This window comes from Bradyrhizobium sp. 147 (genome assembly GCF_023073935.1).
Lineage (GTDB): Bacteria > Pseudomonadota > Alphaproteobacteria > Rhizobiales > Xanthobacteraceae > Bradyrhizobium.
Window position 1 is genome coordinate 39,489 of the sequence record NZ_JADPKL010000031.1, and the last position, 15,592, is coordinate 55,080.

General features: G+C 64.8%; 12 protein-coding genes and 1 pseudogene. 7 read left to right on the top strand and 6 right to left on the bottom strand.

All coding sequences use genetic code 11. The features are described from left to right. Positions 1–43: 43 nt before the first annotated feature. A complete protein-coding gene (locus IVA87_RS08990; protein WP_247333378.1) occupies positions 44–1,219 on the bottom strand; it encodes an MFS transporter in 1,176 nt (391 codons plus the stop codon). Between the two features lie 186 nt (positions 1,220–1,405). On the opposite strand from IVA87_RS08990, the gene thrS reads away from it, so the two are divergent. The 3 genes from thrS (at position 1,406) to IVA87_RS09005 (ending at position 5,436) form a co-directional block, all read left to right on the top strand. Then, positions 1,406–3,448, top strand: coding sequence for a threonine--tRNA ligase (gene thrS, locus IVA87_RS08995; protein WP_247333379.1), 2,043 nt, complete (start codon positions 1,406–1,408; stop codon positions 3,446–3,448). 92 nt (positions 3,449–3,540) lie between these two features. Continuing rightward, positions 3,541–4,104 carry a nitroreductase gene (locus IVA87_RS09000; protein WP_247333380.1) on the top strand — a complete coding sequence of 188 codons (564 nt, stop codon included), beginning with the start codon at positions 3,541–3,543 and terminating at the stop codon, positions 4,102–4,104. Positions 4,105–4,167: 63 nt separating this feature from the next. Further along, entirely contained in the window at positions 4,168–5,436 is a 1,269-nt protein-coding gene (locus IVA87_RS09005; protein WP_247333381.1) for a beta-lactamase family protein, read from the top strand. Here the strand turns inward: IVA87_RS09005 and IVA87_RS09010 are convergent. The 3 genes and pseudogenes from IVA87_RS09010 to IVA87_RS09020 form a co-directional block, all read right to left on the bottom strand. Beyond that, positions 5,422–7,885, bottom strand: a pseudogene (locus IVA87_RS09010) (EAL domain-containing protein). The gene IVA87_RS09005 and the pseudogene IVA87_RS09010 sit on opposite strands and share 15 nt — an antisense overlap. A gap of 548 nt (positions 7,886–8,433) precedes the next feature. After that, the gene (locus tag IVA87_RS09015) at positions 8,434–8,871 is read right to left on the bottom strand and encodes a hypothetical protein (RefSeq protein WP_247333382.1); all 438 of its coding nucleotides are present in this window, start codon (positions 8,869–8,871) and stop codon (positions 8,434–8,436) included. 137 nt (positions 8,872–9,008) lie between these two features. Beyond that, positions 9,009–10,097 carry a hypothetical protein gene (locus IVA87_RS09020; RefSeq protein WP_247298410.1) on the bottom strand — a complete coding sequence of 363 codons (1,089 nt, stop codon included), beginning with the start codon at positions 10,095–10,097 and terminating at the stop codon, positions 9,009–9,011. A 241-nt stretch (positions 10,098–10,338) separates the two neighbouring features. Here IVA87_RS09020 and IVA87_RS09025 point away from each other — a divergent pair, with 241 nt between their 5' ends. After that, positions 10,339–11,370, top strand: a complete 1,032-nt coding sequence (locus IVA87_RS09025; protein WP_247280043.1) for a patatin-like phospholipase family protein — start codon at positions 10,339–10,341, stop codon at positions 11,368–11,370. A 6-nt stretch (positions 11,371–11,376) separates the two neighbouring features. On the opposite strand, the gene IVA87_RS09030 is transcribed toward IVA87_RS09025, so the two are convergent. Further along, positions 11,377–11,805: a CBS domain-containing protein gene (locus IVA87_RS09030; protein ID WP_247298407.1), complete on the bottom strand. Its 429-nt coding sequence runs from the start codon at positions 11,803–11,805 to the stop codon at positions 11,377–11,379. Between the two features lie 247 nt (positions 11,806–12,052). After that, on the bottom strand, positions 12,053–12,871 hold the full coding sequence (locus IVA87_RS09035; RefSeq protein ID WP_247298404.1) for a rhomboid family intramembrane serine protease: 819 nt from the start codon (positions 12,869–12,871) through the stop codon (positions 12,053–12,055). A 453-nt stretch (positions 12,872–13,324) separates the two neighbouring features. Between IVA87_RS09035 and IVA87_RS09040 the strand changes: the two genes are divergently transcribed. The 3 genes from IVA87_RS09040 to IVA87_RS09050 all read left to right on the top strand — a co-directional run. Beyond that, positions 13,325–13,879 (top strand): PAS domain-containing protein, encoded by a 555-nt coding sequence (locus IVA87_RS09040; protein ID WP_247333383.1) that lies wholly within the window; start codon positions 13,325–13,327, stop codon positions 13,877–13,879. Positions 13,880–14,025: 146 nt separating this feature from the next. Beyond that, entirely contained in the window at positions 14,026–15,165 is a 1,140-nt protein-coding gene (locus IVA87_RS09045) for a DJ-1/PfpI family protein (protein WP_247333385.1), read from the top strand. 150 nt (positions 15,166–15,315) lie between these two features. Beyond that, positions 15,316–15,592, top strand: a 277-nt coding sequence (locus tag IVA87_RS09050; RefSeq protein ID WP_247333387.1) for a hypothetical protein, incomplete at its 3' end; no start/stop codon positions are given.

The following is a 15,592-nucleotide window of genomic DNA, read 5'->3' on the forward strand; positions in this document are numbered from 1 at the left end:
TGCTCGGTTTGCCAAGCACCTTGCGCATAGGAAGCTGCGAGATTCAGGCTGTGGCGGGGGCAGCCCGCCGGGGCCTGGTCAGGAGCACCAGCAGCAGCGCCAGCACCACGAAACCGACCGCGACGAAGCCGAGCGTGTGCAGGAGCTCGCGGGCGAACAGTAATCCGCCGATGGCCGAGCCGAGCGCTTGACCGATATAGAGGACGGACGTGTTGAGGGCGACGGTCGCCGATGCCAGTGATGGCGCGGCCGCGACCAGCCGCACCTGCTGCATCGAATTGGTCGAGGCAAAGCCAAGGCCCCAGACCGCGACCGCGCCCGCCATCAAGACAAGCGTGCCGGCGCCGAGCGCCCAGCCCGTGACCCCCGCAAGCAGGAGGCAGGTGAACAGCAGCGAGGTGCGATAAGGCCCCCAGGTATCGACGATGCGAGTCGCGATGGCGACGCCGAGGAAGCCGCAGACCCCGTACAGGGCAAACACGATGCCGATGGCATCGGGTCCGGCGCCGGTGAGCTTCTTGAGCAGCGGGCCCATGAAGGTGAACACCACGAACTGCCCGGACATTTGCAGCATGGTGATCGCGAGCAGGAGCAGGATGGCCCTGCTGCGGGCGACCTCGGCCCAGGTCTTGATGTCCACCGGCGCGCCCTTCAGGCCCGCCGGTAGGCGCAGCAGCAGCAACAGGAAGCTGATGCAGCCGAGAGCGCCGATCTCGCCATAGGCGGCGCGCCAGCCATAGCGGCTGGCGATGAAGGTGATCAGCGGCAGGCCGACGGCGGCAGCGAGCGACCAGCCGAGGAAGATGTAGGCGATGGTGCTGCCGCGTCGCTCCACCGGCACGATCAGCGCCGCCGTGCCGGCAGCCTGCGGCGTATAGAGAGCGCCGATCGCAAGCATCACCAAGCGGATCGCAAGGAGCCTCGCATAATCAGGCGCAAAGGCCGAGGCAAGATTGCCGAGGGCAAGCACGGCCAGCGTCGTCGTGAGCAGCGTCCGCCGTTCGATGCGACTGGTGAGCCAGGCCGTCAGCGGCGAACCAATGCACAGCGTGATGGCGCCAAAGGTGATCAGGAGCCCGGCCGCATGGATGCTGACGTCGAGCCCGGTCGCCAATTCCGGCAGCATGCCCGCCGGCGCAAGCACCGAGCAGCCGGTGACGATGTTGCCGAGCATCAGAGCGGTTGGCGCGAAGCGGCGGACAGCAGGCGATCTTTCCATGCAAGTGCATGTAGAGCAGAGCTGCGGTCTGTTAAAGGGCATGGTCTGAAATAGTTGGTGCACCGTCCCGGCTTTTGCGCGCCACTTTCTTGGAATTGCCGGATTGCGCAGGCCGAATCGGCTGATATATCGCTCGTTCCCGCTTACCTGCGCTCGTTCGCAGGAGTGAGCCTCAGGAGTAAAGCAATGACCGACCAGCCCAAATCCGAGTCCGGCTTCCAGTACAGCCTCTCCAATCTGAAGCCCGCGACCCCCGCCCCCAGAGTCACCCTCATCTTCCCCGACGGCGCCCAGCGTCAGTTCGACAAGGGCATCACCGGCCTCGATATCGCCAAGGGCATTTCGCCGTCGCTGGCCAAGCGCACTGTGGCGATGGCACTCGACGGCACGCTCGCCGACCTCAACGACCCGATTGAGGCCGACGCCCGGATCGAGTTCGTCAATCGCGATGATCCCCGCGCGCTCGAATTGATCCGCCACGACTGCGCGCACGTGCTGGCGGAAGCCGTGCAATCGCTGTGGCCGGGCACCCAGGTCACGATCGGCCCGGTGATCGAGAACGGTTTCTACTACGACTTCTTCCGCAACGAGCCGTTCACCCCGGAAGATTTTGCCGCGATCGAAAAGAAGATGCGCGAGATCATCGCGCGCGACAAACCTTTCACCAAGGAGGTTTGGGATCGCGAAAAGACCAAACAGGTGTTCCGCGACAAGGGCGAAGCCTTCAAGGTCGATCTGGTCGACGCCATTCCCGGCAACGAGCCGATCAAGATCTACTACCAGGGCGATTGGTTCGATCTCTGCCGCGGCCCGCATATGACCTCGACCGGCAAGGTCGGCAATGCCTTCAAGCTGATGAAGGTCGCCGGCGCCTATTGGCGCGGCGACAGCAATAACCCGATGCTGACCCGCATTTACGGCACCGCTTTCGCCAAGCAGGAGGACCTCGACGCCTATCTCAAGCAGATCGAGGAGGCCGAGAAGCGCGACCATCGCAAGCTCGGACGCGAGCTCGACCTTTTCCATTTCCAGGAGGAAGGTCCGGGCGTCGTGTTCTGGCACCCGAAGGGCTGGACCATCTTCCAGCAGCTCATCGCCTATATGCGGCGACGCCTGACCGGCGACTACAGCGAGGTCAACGCGCCGCAGATCCTCGACAAGGTGCTGTGGGAGACCTCGGGCCATTGGGGGTGGTATCGCGAGAACATGTTCGCGGCGCAGTCGGCCGGCGACGAGGCCGAGGACAAGCGCTGGTTTGCGCTCAAGCCCATGAACTGCCCCGGTCACGTGCAGATCTTCAAGCACGGCCTGAAAAGCTATCGCGACCTGCCTTTGCGCCTTGCCGAGTTCGGCGTGGTGCATCGCTATGAGCCCTCCGGTGCCATGCACGGCTTGATGCGCGTGCGCGGCTTCACCCAGGACGATGCGCACATCTTCTGCACCGAGGACCAGCTCGCCGAGGAATGCCTGAAGATCAACGACCTGATCCTGTCGACCTACGCCGACTTCGGCTTCACCGGCGATCTCACCGTGAAGCTCTCGACCCGGCCGGAGAAACGCGTCGGCACCGACGCGATGTGGGATCACGCCGAGCGTGTGATGGCGACGGTGCTGCGCGAGATCCAGTCGCAGAACAACCACATCAAGACCGAGATCAATCCGGGCGAAGGCGCCTTCTACGGCCCGAAGTTCGAATATGTGCTGCGCGACGCCATCGGTCGCGACTGGCAGTGCGGCACCACCCAGGTCGACTTCAACCTGCCCGAGCGGTTCGGCGCGTTCTACATCGACCATGACGGCGGCAAGAAACCGCCGGTAATGGTGCACCGCGCGATTTGCGGCTCGATGGAACGCTATATCGGCATCCTGATCGAGCACTATGCCGGCAGCTTCCCGCTCTGGCTCTCGCCGGTCCAAGTGGTGGTCACCACCATCACCTCGGAAGCCGACGAATATGCCAAGCAGGTCGTCGAGCAGGCGCGGCGCGCAGGCCTTCGGGTCGAGATCGACCTGCGGAACGAAAAGATCAACTACAAGGTCCGCGAGCACTCGCTGGCCAAGATCCCGGCGCTGCTCGTGGTCGGCAAGAAGGAAGCCGAGACGCATTCGGTCTCGGTCCGCCGGCTCGGCAGCGACGGCCAGAACGTGATGACGACGCAGGAGGCGATCGCCGCACTGGTCCACGAGGCAACCCCGCCGGACGTCCAGCGGGCGCGTGGCGCCCTCTGATCCCTGAAATCGATCTAAATTCGCTTCCGGTTGCGGGCGTGCATGCCTATCTCGGTGTGCACGTCCGCCGACCAGCTGAAGAGGATATCGCAGTGCCCGATGCCATCGAACTCCTGAAGACCCGCCGCTCGGTCAAGCCGCGCGAGATGACCGAGCCCGGCCCCTCCGCAGCCGAGCTCGAGACCATCCTCACCATCGGCGCGCGCGTGCCTGATCATGGCAAGCTGGCGCCCTGGCGCTTCATCATTTTCGAGGGCGATGCCCGCCAGCGCGCCGGCGAGGTGATCGCAAAAGTCTTTGCCCGGAAGAATCCAGGCGCGCCCACCGCCGACATCGAGATCGAGCGCAAGCGCCTCACCGACGCGCCGCTGGTGATCGGCGTCGTCAGCTTCACCAAGCCGCATCCGAAGGTGCCGGCCTTCGAGCAGGAATTGTCGGCGGGCGCCAGCGCCATGAACATCGTCACGGCCGCAACCGCCCTCGGCTACGGCGCCTGCTGGCTGACCGGCTGGTTCGCCTTCGATCGCGACGTGCTGGACGGCCTCGGCCTCAAGCCGGACGAAAAGCTCGCCGGCTTCGTCCATATCGGCACGCCGACCAAGCCGAGCGAAGACCGTCCGCGACCGTTCCTTTCGGAAATCGTGACGCGTTTTTAATCGATGTCTTGTTGACGCCCTTGGCGTCTTGCGGCTTTGATCCCGCCGAGGGAGGAAGCCCGGATGAGACGGCGTGAGTTTCTGGTCGGAGCCGCGGTGCTCGCCGGCTCGATGGCGCGAGGTCGCGCCGCCGACATCCCTTCCCCTTCGCCCGACGGGCTCGATCGCATCACCGCATATTTCAACAACGAGGTAACGAGCGGCCGGCTGCCGGGCGCCGTCATCCTGGTCCAGCAGCACGGCAAGCCGGTCTCTTTCAAGACGTTCGGCGTGCGCGACGTCCGGACCGGCCTTGCCATGACGCCGGACACGATCTTCGCCATCCACTCGATGACCAAGCCGATCACGTGCCTCGGCGCGATGATGCTGATCGATGAGGGCAAGCTCGCGCTCACCGACCCCGTGTCGAAATACGTCCCGCTCTTCGCCGATACCAAGGTGGGCCTCGAGATTACCAAGCCCGACGGCAAGCTGGAGCTCGATCTCGTGCAGCCGGTCCGTCCCGTCAACATCGAGGACCTGCTGCGGCACACCTCGGGCATCAGCTACGATTATATTGGCGGCAAATGGGTCGAGCAGGCCTACAAGGCCGCCAATATCTTCGAAGGTCAGTTCAACAACAGGGAATTCGCCGACCGGATCGCGAAGCTGCCGCTGGCGCGGCAGCCGGGAACGTTGTGGCGCTACGGTCATTCCACCGACGTGCTCGGCGCCGTCATCGAGATCATCTCGGGCCAGACGCTGTACGAATTCCTGAAAGCACGCATCTTCGATCCGCTCGGCATGAGCAGCACCAAATTTGCGCTGGCGACGGAGGACGACCTGGCGCGGATGGCGCGGCCACTGCCGAACGATTTCATCCTGCTCGCCGCCGAGCGCGAGCGCCTCGACCATCCCGAATGGCAGTCCGGCGGCGGCGGGCTGCTCTCGACCATCACCGATTATCAGCGCTTCGCGCAGATGCTGCTCAACGGCGGCCAGTTCGAGGGCAAGCGTTATCTGAGCCCGGCTGCGTTCAAGGCCATGACGACCGACCACATCGGACCAGGGTCCGGCGTCGGACGCGACTATTTCTATTTTCCGGGCGACGGCTTCGGCTATGGCTACGGTCTTGCGGTGCGCACCGATCCCGGCAACGCGAAACCGCCGCCGCCGGGCTCGATCGGCGAGTTGAAATGGGACAGTGGCAGCGGCACCTATTTCGGCGTCGATCCCAAGCTCGACATGGCCTACCTCATGATGCAGCAGACCCAGAACGAGCGCAGCCGCATCACACCCGCCTTCAAGGTACTGGTCTACGATTGCTATCCTCCGGATCTACGCCGCCCGTGAGGCGCGCTGGCCGAAATCGGCGAGCAGCTTTGCGATCTCGGCGGCGGGCCGCGCCGCGCTGAACAGGAAGCCCTGCACCTCGTTGCAGCCCTCGGCGCGCAGCCAGTCGAGCTGATCCTCGGTCTCGACGCCTTCCGCCGTGGTGGTGATGTTGACGCTACGGCCGAGACCGGAGATCGCGCGCACGATCGCGCCGCAATCGGGCCGCTGCGCCAGATCCTTGATGAAGGAACGGTCGATCTTGATCTTGTCGAAAGGGAAGCTGCGGAGATAGCTGAGGCTGGAATAGCGGGTGCCGAAATCGTCCATGGAGATGCCGACGCCGAGCTCGCGCAATTGATGCAGCGTGACGAGGTTGGCTTCGGTCTCCGCCATGAAGATCGACTCGGTGATCTCGAGCTCGAGCCGCCTCGGCGACAGGCCGGACTGCGCCAGAGCAGAGATCACGACCTGAACCAGGTTGCGGCTGCGGAATTGCGCCGGCGACAGATTGACCGCGACTTTGACGTCGCCAGGCCATTTGACGGCTTCGGCGCAGGCCTCGCGCAACACCCATTCGCCAAGCTGGGTGATCAGGCCGATGTCCTCGGCGACCGGAATGAACTCGGCGGGCGAGATCATGCCCTTGTCCGGGTGCCGCCAGCGCAACAGCGACTCGAAACCGGAGATGCGGTCCGACGCGATCGACACCAACGGCTGGTAGTGCAGCTCGAACTCGCCATTGGCAAAGGCGCGGCGCAGGTCGAGCTCCATGTCGCGGCGCTTCTGCGCCTGAAGGTCCATCTCCCGCTCGAAGAAATGGTGCACGCCGCCGCCGTCCGACTTCGCCCGGTACAGGGCCATGTCGGCGTTGCGCATCAATTCCTCGGACGTCGTGCCATCCCCCGGTGACAGCGCGATCCCGATGCTGGCGCCGATCACCATCTCCTGGCCGTCGATCTCATAGGGCGCCTTCAACATGTCGATCAGCAGGGTCGCGCAGGCGCTGGCCTCGTTCGGCGAGACGTCGGCCGCCAGGATGACGGCGAACTCGTCACCACCGAGCCTCGCCGCGAGATTGGCACCGCGAACCGCATTGGTCAGGCGTTCGGCAACTTGCTTGAGCAGGCGGTCGCCCGCCGGATGCCCGAAGGAATCGTTGATGTTCTTGAACAGGTCGAGATCGATGTAGAGCACGCCGACCCGCTTTCCGCCGGCCTGGTCGAGCGCCTGCTTCAGCCGCTCCTGGAAATATTCGCGGTTCGGCAGGTCCGTGAGCCCGTCGTGATGGGCCATGTGGGCGATCCGCGCCTCGGCCTTGCGCCGTTCGGTGATGTCGACCACCGCGACCAGATAGCCGTCGCGATCGTCGAAGGCGACGCGCCGGCCGAAGGTGAGCACCTCGATCTCGCTGCCGTCGGCGCGTAAGTGCCGCCAGTTGCGCGAGGAATGATAGGCATCGCCGACGCGCTCGAGCGCCTCGGCGTGGCTCTTCCACTCGTCCTCGGGCCAGATCTCGTGCAGCTTCATGCGCAGGAAGGTGGCGCGGCTGTAACCGTAATGCTGGACCGCGGCGTCATTGACGCCAAGGAATTGCTTAGTCTTTGCGTCGAACACCCACATCGGCATCGGGTTGTTGTCGAACAGCAGTCGGAACGAGGCGTCGCGCCGCTTCAACGCGGTGACGTCGGAGATCGTCAACGAGACCACGTCGGCGAAGGCGGTGGTGCCGAGGCGCAGGTGTCGTCCGTCGCTCTCGATCTCGAGCTGCTCGCAGCGGCCGCCCGAGACGGCCTTGAGCAGGAAGTCCATAATCTCGGGCGCGGCCAGCAGCGTGCCTGCCTCACTGACCCGCCGCCATAGCAGGCTTCCGGTCGCGGCCTTCAGCAGCGCGCTCGCACTCTTGTTGTGGTGCACGATCTGGAGATCGAACGGCTTGTCGCTTGCGTCGCGCAGCGTCGTCAGCGAGACGACCGCGTCATCGGTCGCGGAAAAAATTGCGTCGAGGAGATTATATTGCCCTCCCGCGCTCGTTGATGTAGGTGCCGACCAGCGTCGCGCTCCAGCGCGAGGCGGTCGGCAGCGCCAGTAGATCGTAGGTCCTGACCATGCCGTCGCGCACGCAATGCGCGCTCGCGTGATGCGGCCGCCCCGTTGCGAGCGCGATCGCGGCCGCTTCCGTCAGCGCCGTGGCGCAGTCGGGCGACAGCTCCGCGACGGGAATGCCCCAGCGCTCCTCGCAGAGCCATTTCTGCACGTAACGTCCGCTGCGCGACAGTTCGAGCGCGCCGTCACCTTTCAGCAGCGCGATATGGTCGGCGAGTCGTCCGAGGCTGCCGAGCATCGCGTCCTCGTAACGCGGCAGCCGTTCGCCCGGCTTCAACGCGGCACGCCATTTGCGTTGAAGCACCGGGATGTCATCGAACATTTCGACGGCCGGTTTTCCCGGCACTTTCTTTGCGGCACTCATGGCAGTCCCCAACGCACTATCCGGGCGCATCCAATGCAGGTGCGCTTAACGGCGTGTAAAGAGCGCACAGGCGCAGGTTCCGTTCGGTGATTATGACAGTTTTAAGTCAGGTGTTGGTTAGTGGGCGTTAGAGACTATGACGGTTGCGCTTCTACGCATGCTGAGACGTGGACGCGGCGTCGCGCAACTGCATCAACGTCGGCATTGCGACCTCTAACGCCCAGCTCAATCGCAGACACACCTTCGCATCCTCGCGGCTTGTTCGCCCGAGCTCTGCTTCGATGCCTTGCCCTCTCATGAAAGAGGGCGCAGGGAAGACCGGGAGCCGGTTGGCTCCCACGGACCGCCATATTTTGGATGGCGCACGTTGACCCACGGCTTGGCGTTTCGCCCGGCGGGCAACGCAAGGTCTCGTAATCCGAATGAGCGAAGCGAGATCCGGGAATCTTGCCGTGCATCCCGAGTGTCGCTTCCGACTTCGCTCGCCGAGCTAGTGCGGACAAGCCGCTCACCCGGTTACGAATTCAGTGCAAAGCGCAGGTGTGCCGCTAGTCCTCGCTCGAGGCGGCGGAGCGGTCGTTCAAATGGGCCTGCGACAGCAGGAAGAACAGCGCGCGTTCGCCTTGATACTTGGCGGACGGGCGCGTGCGCTCGAACCCGTCCGCAAATATCTTGCCGGACTGGTCGCACACTTGCCATCGCCAGCCAAACCGCTTGCGCCTTGTTAGGACCACTTCGAACATGCCGACGGGCCGGGCCCCCTGCTCATTACGGATGGCGCAGGCGTCGATGATCTGCGCATCCGACTGCGACATATAACCCAGCAGGATGGAAAGAGAATAAAAATTGATGATCGGAATTGAGCATCGTCCACCGGTGCGGTGAACTCGCGCTTCGGGAATAAGGCGCTGATGGCGGTGTTGCTTCGCGCCTCGAGACGCTGCTTGGCCGCGCAGGCCCATGGATTCAAAACACAGGAGCGGCAACAGTGAGCGTCTGCTCACCTATCGCAGAGGTAACGGAAGATGGTGCGCTTGTGCGCCATGTGAGAAGCGGAGGATCTTCGAGGCGCGAAGCCCAGCATCCGGACCAGACCACCACCGGCGGGGCATCGCCGCCAGCATCACCGCGCGACGACCTCGACTTCGCCGTCGACGCCGTTCACGACGTTGAAGCCGCGCTCGTAGACCTTGCCCTCGTTCTTGGCGATGGCGCGGTATTCGCCTTCGGAGAGCACGACGCGCGGGAAGGCGCCGATCGATTCCTTGATGACGTCGCCGCCCGGGGTCAGCACCGACCAGGCGGTGTTGGCCAGCGCTTCCCCGCCCCTGTCGCTGACGAGCTTGAGCGTGATCACGGCAGCGCGGTGGGTGATGGTGACGTCGGTGAGCTTGCCGGCCTGGACGCGGATGTCGGAGCGCACCACAGAGTTGGCATCACCATAGTTGGAGACGATGTAGTAGGTGCCCTCCGGTATCAGCACGACGTCGCCGGCGGCGACGTTCGGCACCAGGGAGGCCCGCTCGCCGGATTCGAACTGGCTGCCCTTGTAGATCGCGAACGAGATCTGGTTCTGCGGAATGCGGCTGGTGCCGACGCGGCCCTCGATGCGCAAGCCCCCGGCCGGCAGCACGAAGGATTCACGGTCGGTCTCCGCTTTCAGGCTGACGGTGCGCACCGCACTGACGAGGCCGAAGGCGACGTGCACGACGTAATTGCCCGGCGGCAGCACGATGTTGGGCGTGGCGTTGCGGTCCTCGCGGATCAGCTTGAAGGTGCCGTTCTCGTCGGGACGGTCGGCAAATACGCGCCAGACCAGGCCGCTGGTGATCGGAGGAGCATCCTTGCCGTATTTCGCGGTCAGCGACAGCACGCCCTGGCCGGGCACGGCGGCATTCAGCGGCGCCGCCGGCGGCACGGTCGTGACCGCGGGCGGCGGCATGCTGGGCGAAGCCGGCTGCATCAGGGTCGGCGGCAGGCTCAGCGGCCCGGCGCCTGCCCCCGAGGGCGGTGCCAGATTGATGGCGCCGCCGGGGTCCGGCACCGACGCAGGGGGCACCGGCGGCGGACGATCGGAAAAAAGCTGCGCTTGCGCCGCGTTTTGGCCAAGCGAGACCGGGCCGAAGGACGCAAGGCACGCCGCAAGGGTCAGCGCCGGCAGCAGCCGATCGCTGCGCCGCCATCTGATGATGCCGTCACCCCCGCGTGTCATGCCCCTGCTTTTCACTGAAAACGCGGCAAATTCAAGCCTCAGGAACCCGCTGGAATACGGTCATTTGGAACCCGGTTGACGCCTGCGTGATTAGTCTCGCAGCAACCGTCCATCGCCATACTCCTGCCCTGTGCCCTTCCCAAAGCGGCATAAACCATGCTCTGCCCCGGTTCTGGCGGAGCGCCAGTGCGGTGCTTAGTCTAGTGATACGGGCCTGGCCCCGGCGTAGGGGAGTTTTTCAGTGCTGGACATCTTGAAGGGCCGGGGTGCGAACGGCTCGAATAGCGAGAAAGTCGGCTTGGGCAGCATCCGCCGGCCGGTCATCGGCCTTGCCCTCGGCGGCGGCGCGGCGCGCGGCTTCGCCCATATCGGCATCATCCGGACTCTGCTCGCCAACGGCATCGCGCCTGACGTCGTGGTCGGCACCTCGATCGGCGCGGTGGTCGGTGGCCTCTATGCGGCCGGCCAGCTCGATACGCTGGAAGAATGGGGCCGCAGCCTGCAAGGCATGCGCAACATCCTCGGCTATCTCGACATCCGCCTCAACGGCTCAGGCCTGATCGGCGGCGAGAAGCTGGCGACCCGGCTCGAGGAAGCGTGCGGTCGGACCCTGATCGAGGATCTCCCGATCAAGTTCGCGGCGGTCGCCACCGAGGTCCGCACCGGCCACGAGATCTGGCTGACGCGCGGCCGCGTGGTCGACGCGATGCGCGCCTCCTATGCGCTGCCCGGCATCTTCTCTCCCGTCCTGATCGGCGACCGCTGGCTGGTCGACGGCGCGCTGGTGAATCCGGTTCCGGTCTCGGCGGCACGGGCGCTCGGCGCCGAAATCGTTATCGCGGCAAATCTTTCCAGCGATATCTTCACCTATTCGACGACGGTCTATTCCCACGGCGCGATGCCCGAACCGGTCGTGCCCGTGCCTGAGGAGACAACGTCAAAACGGCGCTTCCCGCGATTCTTCTCGCCTGAGAAAACGGTGAAGCGCGAGTTTTTCGGCGCAAGCAGCAGCCGCCCCGGCCTTTCGTCGGTGATGGTCGACGCCTTCAACATCATGCAGGACCGCATCACCCGCGCCCGCCTCGCCGGCGATCCACCTGATATGCTGATCACGCCGCGGGTCGGCCATTTCGGCTGGTTCGACTTCCACCGTGCCGATGACCTCATCGCCTTGGGCACCCGCGCCGCCGAGCGTGCGTTGGACTCCATTCAGGAAGCGATCCACGTGCTGGCGCCGCCGCCCGAAGGCGCGGCGCCCAAGATCAGCGAGTAAAGCCGCTCAAGCCGTCTTGATGTAGTCGCGCAGGGCTTCTTGCTCGGCCTCGTATTCCTGGACGCGGCGCTTGACGATGTCGCCGATCGAGATCAGGCCCACCACCTTGCCATTGTCGATCACGGGCAGATGGCGGAACTTGCCTGTGGTCATTATCTCCATGAGTTCGGCGACTGTGTCGGTCTCCTTGCAGGTGACCACCTTGCGGGTCATGACCTGAGCGACCGGCTCATCCAGCACGCCGGCGCCGCGTTCGCCGAGCACGCGCACGATGTCGCGCTCGGACAGGATGCCTTCGAGCCGGCTCTGGTTCATCACCAGCACCGCGCCGATCTTCTTCTCACCGAGCAGCTTGATCGCGGCCGACAGCTTGGCGTCGGGCTCGACGCTCACGATCTGGTGGCCCTTGGTATTGAGAATGGAACGTACCGTCATTGTCGCCTCCCTGAATCGGAGCCGTCCGCCCTTTGGCGATCCGGAACTTGTTCGCGAGTCTTCAACTAACAGTTTCAGCTCCGGTTTCACGCTCGGGCGCCTTGCGAAGCATTGCCTTATTACCGTCTGAGCATGATCTCGCCGGAAACCGCTAACGCTTTTCCGGATCATGCTCGATCAGCTTGCAGCTTCGGAACATTCTTCTCGGGAATGATGGATGAATTCGGGCCGCGCCGCAAGCGCCGCTTCAAATACGGTCTGAGACGTCCCGTGATGACGCATCCGCAGCATCGCTTCGCATGCGCGGCACCGGATCGAACAGCGCAAACAGCAGCAGTCCCGCGAAGAAACCGCCGATATGGGCCTGCCAGGCCACGCTCGTGGTCTCGGCATCGATGCCAATTGCGCCAACGCCGAAGATGATGTTGACGCCGAACCAAACGCTGAGGAAACCGACCACCCGTCCGTCGCGCAACGCGCGCGACAGCGGCAGCGCCGGAACCTTTGCGGCGGTATCGGCGTCCGAACGGCTGAACGACAGGAAACTGCCGCGGGCGAACGCGAAGCGGATCGCCGCCGCCATCGCCCCCGACACCGAGGCCGACGCGCCGATCATCGGCGCCACCGCATGCTCATGGGTGACGAGATGGGCGAGCGCGCCGGCCGCCGCCGTCACTGCCATGAACACGAAGAACCTGATGGCGCCAAAGCGCCGCGCCAGCGCGCTGCCGAACGGCAGCAGCCACAGCACGTTGAAGCCGAGATGGGTCAAATTGGCGTGCAGCAGCGAATAGGTGACGAAGGTCCAGACCTTCGCACCCGCCCCGCCCGGAATCTGCAGATTGAGCAGCGAGGAATCGTAGCGCTTCGGGATGAAGCCGAAGACGTCGATGGTCCAGTTTTCGATCTCCGGCGGCAGCAGCACCCGCAGATGGATCAGCGCCAGCAGGGCGATATAGCCGGTCAGCGCCGCGGGCAGCGTCAGGATCGGCTCGCGCGAAGCCTCCTCAACGGCGGCCGGCACGTCCGGTTGAGAACCTTGCGGAAAATCTTGCGGGGAATCCAAGGCAGCTTCGCTTTCAGCGCGATCGGAGCGGTGCTTGGAGATAGTCGCCTTTGCCGGCCTTGCGCAAGTGCACAAAAGGAAATGGGAGGGCCCTGGGAAAGCCCTCCCTGTCCGTGCTGTCGGCCTTCCGGTACCTTCCGGGAATAAGGTGTGTCCCCACCCCTCCCGGCGGCCCGCGACCAAACTGTTTGACGCCCTGTGTACAAGCCTCGCCGAGAACCTGGAGAAAGCGGCGAGGCTTGCGACCGCGATCACCTTAGCAGGCAGGCTGGCGGTGGAAAGCGCATAGTTAATTTAACGTTAACAACGCAAAGACTGCCGCCGAGGAGCTGAAAACACCGCCGCGGCATGGACGCTGCAGATCCCCTCCTGCACAACAACGAAAGGGATCGCGGGTGCACTGAAGCGGGACAGGTTTGTCCCGGGAGGTTGCGCCCCGGATAAGCGTCAGTCATGAAACATCCGTCGAGCCGCGAGTTCTTCGCGTATTGGGACAACAAGCGCGGCGCAGCACGGGCCCCCGATCGGGCCGACATCGATCCGGCCGCCGTCCGCGACCTGCTCGGCGACATCTTCGTGCTGTCCTGCGAGCAGAAGCTCGGCTTCCCGTTCCGCGTCGCCGGCACGCGCGTCTGTGCGCTCGCCGGGGGCGATCTCAAGGACCGGAGCTTTGCGGCGCTGTTCACGCAAGCCAGCCGCGGCGAGATCGAGGAGATCACCACGATCGTCGCCGACGAGACGTTGGGTGCGATTGCCGGTGTCACGGCTCAACGCGAAAACGGCAGCAAGGCGCATCTCGAGCTGCTGCTGCTGCCCTTCAATGCCCGCCCGCATACGCCTGTCAGCGTGATCGGCGTGCTCGCACCGTTCGACGATGAATGCGGCGTGCTCGGTGCCTTCACCCTCACCTCCTGGCGCTATCTGCATCAGCCGGAGAAACTGCTGCCGCGCGCGATCCGCAAATTGCAGATCGCTCGCGGGCTGATGGTGTATGAGGGGCTGCGGTAGACTTCGAAAGCTCCTGCGCAGGTGCCGATCGCGCGATGGATCGTCGCGCGCGGCATGACCGTTTTTGCCGGATTTGCGTCATTCCCGAAGTCGTCCCGACCGGATAGTTTCCGCGCCGCGTGAGATGACGAGCGGGTGACATCATCATGAGCTGGCGCATTCTGGCATGGACCCTCCTTGGCAGCGTGGCATTGCTCGTGGCGATCGGCGGAACGTGGCTGCTCCTGCTGCCAGGCGCGCCGGCATCGGGAACCGCGCCTGCGATCTCCAAAGACGAAGCCGAGGCGACGCTGGCCGCGCTGAAACCGCCGAAGCGACAGCGCCCCCTGATCGCCATCGTCGGCATCAACGACATGAGCGAGACCACCGACTATCTGATGCCCTACGGCATCCTCGCGCGGGCGGACATCGCCGACGTCCTCACCCTGGCGACGCAGCCGAGACCGGTCACGCTCTATCCCGCACTCAGGGTGCAGCCCCATGCGACCATCGCCGAGTTCGACGCCGCGAATCCCGACGGCGCCGATTACGTCATCGTGCCCGCGATGAGCCGCGACGACGACACAGTCGTCCTGCAGTGGATCAGGAGCCAGGCCGGCAAGGGCGCGATCGTGATCGGCGTCTGCGTCGGCGCCACGGTCGTTGCCAACACCGGGCTGCTCGACGGCAAGAGAGCCACGACGCATTGGTATTCGGTGCGCGATCTGCAGAAGCATTCGACGATCCGCTATACGGCGGACCGCAGGCTGGTCGTCGACCGGGGCGTCGCAACGACCACCGGCATCACCGCATCCATGCCGATGGCCCTCACCTTGATCGAGGCCATTGCCGGTCGCGCCAAGGCCGAGGCGGTCGCCCGCGACATCGGCCTTGCGGCCTGGGATGCGCGCCACCGCAGCGACGCGTTCAGCTTCACGCGCCCGTTCGCACTGACGGCGATCGCGAACACGCTCGCCTTCTGGAAGCGCGAGCAGCTCGGTATCGCACTGACGCCAGGTGTCGACGAGGTCTCGCTCGCACTGGTCGCCGATGCATGGTCGCGGACCTATCGCTCACGCGCCCTCACCTTCGCCGCCACGGCAGAGGCGCGCACGAGCCGCGGAGGCCTTGGCATCCTGCCGGACCGGATCGCGGACGATTGGCCTGCGCAGCAGACGCTGCCGGCAGCCGGCACCTCGCCGCCGGCACAGGCGCTGGATGAAACGCTGCGTGCGATCGATGCACGCTACGGATCGCGCACCGCCGACTTCGTGGCGATGCAGCTGGAATATCCGAAGCTGGATTGATCCCAGCGCGATCTCGCTGCAACGTGACGTCCTCCCCGCTCGCGGCTCACGCGGGCGTGAACCCACCCGCTCGAACCGGTTTCAACCAGCCTCCGTCGAAGAACCGTGCGGGCCGTTCTGGTCTCGCCGAACCGAGGCTGGAGAATTTCCATGAAACTCACATTGCCGAAAGTTGCTTTGATTGCCTTCGTTGCGGCGACCGCGTTCACCGCGACCAGCGCCAACGCCGCGCAGTACCGCACATACGGCTGCGAGTTCGCCTTGTTCGAGGGCTGTGGCAGCCTGATCGAGATGCCGAACCAGGGCGGACGACGCGTCGTCACCCATCGCGACACCTCGCCGACTTACATGAAGCAGAGCGATCCTCGCTATAGCTCCGCGATGCGTGATGCCGGTGGCGGTGGCGGCGCCGGTGGTGGTGCCGGCT